Annotated in this window: 2 protein-coding genes; one reads left to right on the top strand and one right to left on the bottom strand. The window is 72.7% G+C overall.

Features of this window, described 5'->3' with window-relative positions; translation table 11 throughout:
- The coding region (locus tag ETD86_RS54045) for an FHA domain-containing protein (RefSeq protein WP_138674340.1) at positions 1-657 on the top strand (657 nt) is incomplete at its 5' end.
- On the opposite strand, the gene ETD86_RS54040 is transcribed toward ETD86_RS54045, so the two are convergent.
- On the bottom strand, positions 558-1,598 hold the full coding sequence (locus ETD86_RS54040; protein ID WP_138674339.1) for an SDR family oxidoreductase: 1,041 nt from the start codon (positions 1,596-1,598) through the stop codon (positions 558-560). The two genes, ETD86_RS54045 and ETD86_RS54040, sit on opposite strands and share 100 nt — an antisense overlap.
- Between the last annotated feature and the right edge of the window lie 485 nt (positions 1,599-2,083).

Genomic DNA, 2,083 nt, shown 5'->3' with positions numbered 1-2,083 from the left:
CAATACCCGTCGTACGACGAGCAGCCGCCCTCCGGCAACGGTGTCGCCGAGCCGCAGGTCCCGCAGCACATGGGCCCGCCAGAGCACTTCGACCAGCCCGCGCCGCCCCTGCTCGGCGCGCCCGACCACTTCGACCACCCGGGGCCGCCGCCCCAGGAGCAGCAGCAGTCCGAGCACGGCGACCGCCCGCTCGTCTACGGGGTCGACTGCAAGAACGACCACTTCAACGACCCCCGCGTCCCCTACTGCGCCGTCTGCGGCATCGCCTTGGTCCAGCGCACCCTCGTCCCCTACAAGGGGCCGCGGCCCTCTCTCGGCGTCCTGATCCTGGACGACGGGACCGCGCTGCCGCTGGAGACCGACTACCTGCTCGGGCGCGACCCCGAGCGGGCGCCAGAGGTGGCCGGCGGCACCGCCAGGCCCGCCAAGGTGACCAGCCCGGACGGGTCGGTGTCACGGCGGCACCTGCGGGTGGCGCTGGACGGGTGGGACGTCAACCTGGTGGACCTGGGCTCCGTCAACGGCACCCAGATCCAGCCGCCCGGCGACCCCAACTTCTACGACATCCCGCCGAACGAGCCCGTCACCATCGCCCCGGGCACCACGGTCCGGGTGGGCGTCTCCCGCACCCTCCGCTTCGAGGCACACCGGGGGTAGGACGCCGCATCCCGCACGCCGACCGCGTCCCTTGGCCTTCGGGTCCGGGGGCACGGGCGTTCGCGGTGGTGGGATGCGGACACGTGCGTGTCCGCGGCCCTCGGGTCCGCGGCCCTCGGGTCCGGGGCCAGGAACTCCTGGGCGCCGCGCAGGCGGGTGCGGAGCCGTCGTTGCGTCGCCGTGCAGTCCAGGCGGACGTCGTACGGGCCGGGCAGGGCCGTGTCGGCGCGGCGGCCGGTGGGCAGGCGTGCGGCGTCGAGGCCGTCCCTGCGGGCGATCAGCACCCCCAGTTCGTGGCGGCTCAGCGGGTCGGAGCCCGCCAGGTGCCAGATGCCCGCCTCCCCGCGGACGGTCAGCTCCATGAGCGCCGCCGCGAGGTCGGCGACGTGCACCGGGCATCTCACGTCGTCCGTGAACAACACCCCGTCCCCGCGCCCGGTGGCGAGCGAGCGTACGAGTGCCTCGTGCGGGGACCCGCCGCGCCCGATGATCAAGGACGTCCGGGCGATCGCGGCGCCGGGCAGGACGGCCCGCACCGCCGTCTCCGCGGCCGCCTTGGCGGCGCCGTACGGGCTGACCGGGTCCGGCACGCACGTCTCGTCGTAGCGTGGCGCGGAGCCCGAGAAGACGGCGTCGCTGGAGACGTGCACCAGTCGCCCGCCCACCGCCGCCACGGCCAGGGCCAGGTATGCCGCGCCGTCCGCCGTGGCGGTCCAGTCCCGCTGCCGGTACGCCGCGTTGATCGTCACCTCCGGCCGGAACACGCCGACGACGGCCGCGGCGTCCGCACGCGAACGCACGTCCAGGGGCAGCCAGGCGACGCCTGGGAGCTCTCCGGGCCGGGTCAGGTACGTCGCGCCCACGTCATGTCCCGACGACACGCACAACCGTACGAGCTCGCCTCCGAGAAAACCGCTCCCGCCGACGATGAGAATCCGCACGAATCGCCACCTCTCTTCCATGCCGCCCCCGTAGAACGGCGTGTTTCCTCAGCCCATCAGTCCACAAATACGACATACCCGGCGTGGGGTGCCACGGGGACCGGAAATCCCGCAGGAGCGCCAGGACTCCGGGCGGGCCGGACGGCCGGAAGCCCCGCGGATCCAGGGGCTCCCCACCGCTGGCCGGTGCCGCGCAGAGCGGCTTGGGACCTTTTCCGCCGTCCTGGTAAATGTCGCGACTAATGTAGATAAATCGCCAAATAATCGAAAATCATGGAAAAGTGAGGGTTAGTGGGAACGGCATCGCACCGGCATTACGCGCCCATGACGGCCCGGCAACGGCCACCCCATTCCCGCCGATCCGGACGCCCCCAACACTAGGCCGTCCGGAACGCCCGGATACCCCCAACACTAGGCCGTCCGGAACGCCCGGATGCCCCGCAACAGCCGTACCGCCGCCTCCAACCCGCTGGCCGCCTCCAGCG

Source organism: Nonomuraea turkmeniaca (assembly GCF_005889735.1).
Taxonomy (GTDB): domain Bacteria; phylum Actinomycetota; class Actinomycetes; order Streptosporangiales; family Streptosporangiaceae; genus Nonomuraea; species Nonomuraea turkmeniaca.
The sequence above is the reverse complement of the archived record's forward strand: the minus strand, read 5'-3'. Positions and strand labels throughout refer to the sequence as shown.